7 protein-coding genes and 1 pseudogene are annotated in these 7,637 nt (G+C 43.2%); 1 reads left to right on the forward strand and 7 read right to left on the reverse strand.

Annotated elements, in window-relative coordinates; genetic code table 11:
• The first annotated feature begins 99 nt into the window (after window positions 1-99).
• Window positions 100-432: a YnfA family protein gene (locus FH976_RS15090; protein WP_194091616.1), complete on the forward strand. Its 333-nt coding sequence runs from the start codon at window positions 100-102 to the stop codon at window positions 430-432.
• Window positions 433-578: 146 nt separating this feature from the next.
• Here the strand turns inward: FH976_RS15090 and FH976_RS15095 are convergent, their stop codons facing one another.
• The 7 genes and pseudogenes from FH976_RS15095 to FH976_RS15130 all read right to left on the reverse strand — a co-directional run bounded on the left by FH976_RS15095 (window position 579) and on the right by FH976_RS15130 (window position 7,419).
• Complete coding sequence (locus FH976_RS15095) at window positions 579-1,889, reverse strand: arsenic transporter (protein WP_194091617.1); 1,311 nt, start codon at window positions 1,887-1,889, stop codon at window positions 579-581.
• Window positions 1,890-1,947: 58 nt separating this feature from the next.
• Complete coding sequence (gene arsH / locus FH976_RS15995) at window positions 1,948-3,087, reverse strand: arsenical resistance protein ArsH (protein WP_102076268.1); 1,140 nt, start codon at window positions 3,085-3,087, stop codon at window positions 1,948-1,950.
• Between the two features lie 52 nt (window positions 3,088-3,139).
• Complete coding sequence (locus FH976_RS15105; RefSeq protein ID WP_102076267.1) at window positions 3,140-3,499, reverse strand: ArsR/SmtB family transcription factor; 360 nt, start codon at window positions 3,497-3,499, stop codon at window positions 3,140-3,142.
• Between the two features lie 100 nt (window positions 3,500-3,599).
• Window positions 3,600-4,661 carry an ArsO family NAD(P)H-dependent flavin-containing monooxygenase gene (locus FH976_RS15110; RefSeq protein ID WP_194091618.1) on the reverse strand — a complete coding sequence of 354 codons (1,062 nt, stop codon included), beginning with the start codon at window positions 4,659-4,661 and terminating at the stop codon, window positions 3,600-3,602.
• Window positions 4,651-5,625: an arsenate reductase/protein-tyrosine-phosphatase family protein gene (locus tag FH976_RS16005; RefSeq protein ID WP_228767468.1), complete on the reverse strand. Its 975-nt coding sequence runs from the start codon at window positions 5,623-5,625 to the stop codon at window positions 4,651-4,653. The genes FH976_RS15110 and FH976_RS16005 overlap by 11 nt, the downstream gene beginning before the upstream one ends.
• A 323-nt stretch (window positions 5,626-5,948) precedes the next feature.
• A pseudogene (locus tag FH976_RS15125) lies at window positions 5,949-6,581 on the reverse strand (recombinase family protein).
• A gap of 136 nt (window positions 6,582-6,717) precedes the next feature.
• Window positions 6,718-7,419 carry a VIT1/CCC1 transporter family protein gene (locus FH976_RS15130; protein ID WP_194091619.1) on the reverse strand — a complete coding sequence of 234 codons (702 nt, stop codon included), beginning with the start codon at window positions 7,417-7,419 and terminating at the stop codon, window positions 6,718-6,720.
• Window positions 7,420-7,637: the final 218 nt, after the last annotated feature.

Consider the following 7,637-nt stretch of genomic DNA (forward strand, 5'->3'; position numbering starts at 1 on the left):
TTTGAGAAATAGCGTTTTTTTCTGTTTTTTGAGGATGCTTTTTATGGTGGAATGATAAACTCGATCGCTGCATTATGGATGACTAAAGGAGTAAGTTTTTTGTCTGAATTAAAAACAGTCGGGCTTTTTGCCATTACTGCACTAGCAGAGATTGTAGGTTGCTATTTGCCATACTTATGGCTAAGAGAGGGTAAGTCAATATGGCTTCTTGTCCCTAGTGCACTTAGTTTGGTTGCTTTTGTATGGTTGCTGACTTTACATCCAACCGCTGTTGGCAGGGTTTATGCTGCCTATGGTGGTGTGTATGTAACGATGGCAATCCTATGGTTATGGGCTGTTGATGGTATTCGACCAACAACATGGGACATATTAGGTACTTCAGTGGCACTTCTAGGCATGGCTATTATTATGTTTGCACCAAGAAGCACATAGACTATCAGCTAAAAGTTACTGATACTGAGTGGCCTACTGTATTATAAGTAAATAATATAAATCGTATTAGATATATCCTTCTGAGAGATTCTTTGTAAGATAACTTATAGCTTTATTTAACGAACGACCAAAGAACGACTGCTTACTTAAACACTGGGTAACATAGGCAACCAAAATACTAAAGCTAAAAGCGTTACGAGTAGTACAGGTGGCGTGATTAATAAACCAATCTTCATATACTGCCCCCAGCTTATTTTATAATCCTTTTCCGCCAGTACATGTAGCCATAACAAGGTTGCTAAGCTACCAATTGGGGTAAATTTTGGCCCCAAGTCATTACCAATAACATTGGCATAAATCATCAGCTCACGCGTTGCAGCGGGAACTTGGGCGCTATCAATCGCCAGCGCTCCTATGAGCGTTGACGGCATATTATTCATGACTGAGGCTACGATAGCTGATAGAAAGCCTGTACCGACCGTCGCAACGACATTACCTTGCTGTCCTAACCCGTTTAGTATTTGCGCGCCATATGCCGTGAGTCCTGCATTACCCAAGCCATAAACCACTAAATACATACCGATTGAAAACAAGACGATTTGCCATGGAGCCTTGCGTAGGACATGGATCACAGAAAACTTGGTATCACGACCGCCTTGCCACCAGCGGCCTGCGATTGCCATAAGCACTAGCGCCGCGATACTAGTCACCAATGAAATCACAAGACCTAATGACTCGGTGGCAAAATAAGCGATAAGTAGTAAGGCCAATAATGGAAAGGCCGCTCGAAAAACCAAAGGGTCTTTGATAGCAGATTGCGGTGAGCTTAGACTATCCATTGAATAATGCTTTGGAATCTGTCGCGCATAGACAAGCCATAATACCAGTAGCGTTGCGATAACAGATACGATATTCACTGGCACCATCACGAGAGCATAGCGACCAAAACCAATATCAAAATAATTAGCGCTAACGATGTTGACTAGATTAGACGTTACTAATGGCAGACTTGCCGTATCGGCAATAAAGCCAGTAGCAATGATAAAGGCTAAAGCTGATTTGGGTGCAAAATCAAGGCGCAGCAAAATGGCAATGACAATAGGAGTAAGCAATAACGCCGCCCCATCATTAGCAAAAAAGGCAGCAATGAACGCACCTAAAATAACAATCATGGGAAACAGTCGCCGACCATGACCATTACCTAATCTTGCAACGTGCAATGCCGCCCAGCCAAAAAATCCAGCCTCATCTAATATCAATGAGATGATGATGAGCGCGACAAAGGTAAAGGTGGCATCCCAGACGATATTCCAGACGATAGCCACATCTGATAATTGCACCACCCCTAGAAGCAGGGCAACTACTGCGCCGCCCATTGCACTCCAACCGATACCCAGTCCTTTTGGCTGCCATATGACTAAGGTCAAGGTGACAATAAAAATCGCTAATGCGAGCATAAAGGTGCCTTAATAAAACAATGGTATTAGAGAAGGTTAACGTTAGATACGCTTGAGTTTAGAGTGATTTTTGATTTACACGCTGTGATACTTCCTCACGACTTTCCACCCGTTCAGAATAACGATCGGTTAGATAAGTGGAGCGACCACGTGTGAGCCACGTAAACTTCACTAATTCCTCACACACATCAACGATACGCTGATATAAAGGCGAATTAAGCATACGATTATTGTCATCAAACTCTAAAAAAGCTTTCGGAACAGACGACTGATTGGGTATGGTAATCATACGCATCCAGCGCCCCAAGATACGCAGCTGATTGACGGTATTAAAGCTCTGACTGCCGCCACTGACTTGCATTACTGCCAGCGTCTTGCCTTGAGTCGGTCGAACGCCACCTAATGACAGTGGAATCCAATCAATCTGCGCTTTCATGATGCTAGTGATACTGCCATGGCGCTCAGGGCTAACCCATAGCATGCCCTCAGACCACGCTGCTAGCTCACGTAACTCTTGTACTTTCGGATGATTAGCATCAGTACTATCAGGCAATGGTAAACCCGTAGGATCAAAGGTACGCACCTCGCAACCATACCAACGCAATATCCGACTCGCTTCTTCACTTGCTAATTTAGAAAACGAGCGTTCACGTAAAGAGCCGTAGAGCACCAATATTCTTGGTGGATGACGGGGATCATTTGCACCAATCAAAGCATCAATATCAATCGGTTGCAGCTCTACTGCATCTATATTTGGTAACTCCGTTAAATCGACAGAGAGGTCTAGACTGTTGTCTTTAGTAGATTGGACGATTTCGCCATCTTCTTTGGTAAAACGACTCACTGGATGGTGCAATAGCTCAAATACCCGCTCTGAAGGTCGGCATAATGCTGCGCCTTTATCAGTCACCACAATAGGACGGTTTATCAAAATAGGATGCGCCATCATTGCATCAATAAGCTTATCATCAGACAATACAAGGTCGTCTAAACCTAACTCATCATAAGGCGTACCTTTACGGCGTAGAAGCTCACGCGGTGAAAGTTTCATCAAGCCTAACAGCTCAATCAAATATTCACGAGTAGGCGGTGTTTTGAGGTATTCAATGACGTTCGGTTGCTCGCCTGAAGCCTTCATGATGGCCAAGGTATTGCGAGACGTACCACAATTAGGGTTGTGAAAAATGATAGGTGTCATAACGACCTTTTTATAGTGTTAGAAGGGTTTGTATTCTTAAAAGAATAGTAGCTTAGCTGTTGGGTTTGTCGGATGGGTTGATATCACAGGCACTCAAGCTGTCCAAAAGAGAGCCACATAACTCTGGGTGACCTGCACAGCAGTCTTTTAACAAGAATTGAATGACATCTTCGACATGCGTAAGAGACGCACGATAAATAATCTGGCGGCTTTGTCGTTGTGAGCTTACCCATCCTGCCCGGGCAAGCACGGCTAAATGAGCCGACATCGTATTATGTGGCACACCAAGATTGCGAGCGATTTCACCAGCAGGCAGACCATCAGGCTCATGACTAACCAAAAGTCTAAAAGCTTTTAATCGAGTTTCTTGAGAGAGCGCAGCAAAGCTGGCAGTAGCATTTATTATTTCCATAAGTCCAATAATATAGACATATAAAAATAAATCAAGATATTTTATGAGGTCTTCATAAACTGGCTTTCTCAAGCTATAACTGTCTAAATCGAGTTGAGTATTAAGAAACCCCTTGCACAAAATCAATCAAAGCGGGAGTATTTTCTCTAGCACTACGTCCAGCACCAATTAAAGTAGCTGAACCTGGACTTGCCCAATCGCCATAGCCAAATAGCCATAAACGAGGCTCTTTTATAGATTGGCCTTGTTTTACTTCTACCTTACCATCATCCTCTAGCACACCCAAATTGGCTATATGGTCAAGCTCTGGTTTGAACCCAGTGCACCAGATCACCGCATCGATTTGTTCCTCACGTCCATCGTTCCACACGACACCTTGCTCAGTAAATTGGCTAAACATAGACACCGCTTTTAAAATACCTTTATCACGAGCCGCTTTCACTGGAGGCACCATAACAATGTCACCAATTCCGCCCACCGGTGCATCTCCATTATTACCCATAATCCGAGCCGTAGCTCTCTCAAATAATACGCGACCATCGACATCATCTGCTAAAAATAATGGCGGCTCACGCGTGACCCAGCTTACATCGGCAACCTCAGCTAGCTCAGCATAAATTTGCGCGCCAGAATTGCCGCCACCGACTACCAGTATCCGCTTGCCTTTATACGTCTCAATACCCGCATAGTTTGCAGAATGACACTGCTCACCGCGATACATCTCTTGACCCTCAAGCGTTGGTATAACGCTATGACTCCATGTACCTGTCGTATTAACCACTGCTTTAGCCAACCAAGTAAATTTTCCATCCGTCACTCGCAAACAGTTGTGTTCACTATCTCGTTGTACATTGGTCACCTGATATGGTCGATACACAGGCAGCTGGTAGTGCTGCTCATAATCAGCAAGATAACTGAGCACCTCATCTCGATGCGGGTATTCATTATCTTTAGCCTTTGGCATGAGCCTACCAGGTAATGAGCTCATTACTGCTGGAGAAAACAACCTTAGTGATGGCCAAGTATGACGCCACGCTCCACCACTTTGGATTTGATTATCGAGGATAATAAAATCAAGCTTAGCACGTCTCAGGTAATACCCTACCGCCAAACCTGCTTGACCGCCGCCAATTACTATCACGTCAAATATCTTAGTTGACATCACTATCCTCAGTATCAGTTCCTGCTACTAAAAAAGTAGGCTGCTCATTTTGGGGTTTTGTTAAAATCTCTGTATCTGTTAGACGTGCATAAATCTCGATTAGATTACCATCAGGGTCTTTTAGCCATAATTCATGTAACGGTGTGCCTTTCCAAGTGGTTCTCGGTGGTTTAAAAACAGTTAAGCCAGCATCTTTTGCGCTAAAAAAAGCATCAATAACTTCTTGCTGGTTATTCACATTTACCCCTAAATGATAAAGCGTGTCATGATTAAGCTCTTTACCATCAGAGACGACCAGAACCATATTTAAATTGAGGTCTTGGCGGATAAAGGTAGCATAACGATGGGTCCACTCTTTTGGCCACGTGTTTAATAACCAGCTATAAAACGCCGTACTCTTCGCTAAATCATTGACTCGAATACTAGTATGAGACTCTATAGAATCGATACCAGATGGCATTTTTATTAGCTCCGCCAATACTAAAATTCGTTGTCGCAACTGATCTCTCACCATTCTAAAACGCTCAAGTGCTTCGTCTGACGAACTTGAACCAATTGCAGGATCGATTAGCGGCCAGTGCAGCCGTTGAACATCTCTTGAAAAAATAGGACAGACCTCTTCAGCACACAGAGTTATAACAGCATCTACAAGGTGGGTGTCTAGCTCCTCAACTGCTTTGGCATGTTGTTGACTGATATCAATACCTAACTCTGCCATCACCTTAATGGCATAAGGATTAAGGTTAGATGGTATAGATCCAGCGCTCGTAACCTGGATGCTTTCTGGCAGATAATATCTGGCCAATCCTTCAGCGATTTGGCTTCGGGCCGAATTAGCGACACAAAGAAATAGGATGTTTTTCATAGTAAGCCCTGTAAATACACACGATTGATTTGCTTGCTTTGATAAACATGCGACATATGCTTGATAATATAAATTATCTATACCAATCAGATGGTTCATCAGGATTCTAATGCACAAATCACATAAACATTTTCATCGAACTTTTTTTAAAAGTATAGTATTAATTGTTTCTATATGTCCAATAATATAGACATAATGAGATAAATCAAGACTATCCTGTCATTAGCTTTAAGTTGTCCGTCAATTCTAGCTCGATATATTTAGGATTTACTATGATATAGCCTGTAAGCTTTTAATTGAAATAGCTAGCTCATGTATAACTGTTTACGATGCACTTTAGGGTATATCCCAGCGGAACCATCTGAAAAGGCTCATTAATCAATTAATAGACTACTCATAGTAGACTGCTGTAGTGGAACCACTTAATGAGCAATGATAAGTTTCGGTCTTTCCTTGGCCACATCAGCGATCAAATGCCGTGAGCACTTGGTCATACCTTGTATCTCAGAATAGCTATGACCTGATCTGAGTAGACTGGCAATGATCTTACGCTTCTCCGTATCCTTTCTACGTCCTGAATACTTACCTTCTGCCTTAGCACGAGCAATACCTTGCATCTGGCGGTTACGGCGATCCTCATAATCTTTTCGAGCAATGGCTGCGAGCATATCCAGCATCATTGAGTTAATGGCTTGCAATACACTGCTCATAAATTCAGTGCTGCTTTCAGATTGAAGCGCCATATATGAGGTCGGCAGCTCTTTTGATACGATAGAGAGCTTTTTTTCTGATAGCATTCTTTTGAGCGTATCCCAATCAGCTTGGTTCAAACGTGCCAAGCGATCAATCTGCTCAACTAAGATCACATCGCCCTTATGAGCATCTTCAATCAGCTGCATAAGCTTGGGTCGCACCAAGATAGCTCATGATTCGTTTTCGACATAGAAGGCGGCAATTTTGTGGCCATGATCGTTGGCAAATGCTATGAGCTCGCTTTTGGCACGCTTAGCATCTTGTTCTTTGGTTGAAGCTCGTAGATACGCTCTAATAAACATAAACACCTAAAATAGTCTGTTATAAGTGGTTCCATTATACCAGTCTGTTTTAAGTGGTCTGTTAATAGGTTTGAAGGGTGAAATAGGTGGTTCCCTTGGGGTATACCCTTATTTACTGACCAGTTTTATGAGGCCCCTATAATGCTGCCACCCCAAACAACCGACCAATCAATGATGTTGCGACCATAGCGAGCACACCCCATATCACAACTCTAGACGTAGCAGGAATAACAGGGGCACCGCCCAAGCGCGCTGATATTATGCCAAGTAGCGCTAAGCCTACTATCGTTAAAGTCGCGAGTGACCAAACCAGTGTTTGTGCTGGCAAAAGTAAAATACCAATAATCGGTAATATGGCGCCCGCAATGAATGACAATCCAGAAGCAACTGACGCATGAATCGGCTTAGCTTGACTCAGATCTGTCAAACCAATCTCATCTCGGGCATGCGCCTCTAGTGCATCATGCTCAGTCAAAGCTATGGCAACTTGATGCGCTAAGACATGATCCAGTCCACGTTTCTCATAAATTTTGGTGAGCTCAAATAGCTCGCGCTCAGCATTATGAGTCAGTTCATGCAACTCTTTATCCAGATCCGCTTTTTCGGTATCAGCTTGAGACGATACTGAAATATACTCACCAGCTGCCATCGATAGAGCACCTGCGGTTAACGCGGCGATCCCTGTCAATAGCAGTGTTTGACTATTTGCACTTGCTGCAGCGACACCGACTAATAGACTCGCGGTTGAAATCAGTCCATCATTGGCACCAAGTACTGCTGCCCTAAGCCAATGATTGCGATTGCTTAGATGAGCTTCGTCGTGAATAGAATGATGCATAGCATAGATACCCTCAAACGATTTAGACATAAATTAGAATATGTCAGTGTAGCCTATAATGACACACCAATTTCCACATAGTTACCTTGCTTGCTTTAAAGCGATTATTCGATAGGTTATTAGTAAAAAGACTATTGTTTGACTGCCGGCATAAAATAATAACAAAGGCAGCGCGCGACTGTCTGAGCCCACCATAAACACATGAATACTGATGAACA

This window comes from Vibrio hibernica (assembly GCF_015223435.1).
Classification (GTDB): domain Bacteria; phylum Pseudomonadota; class Gammaproteobacteria; order Enterobacterales; family Vibrionaceae; genus Vibrio; species Vibrio hibernica.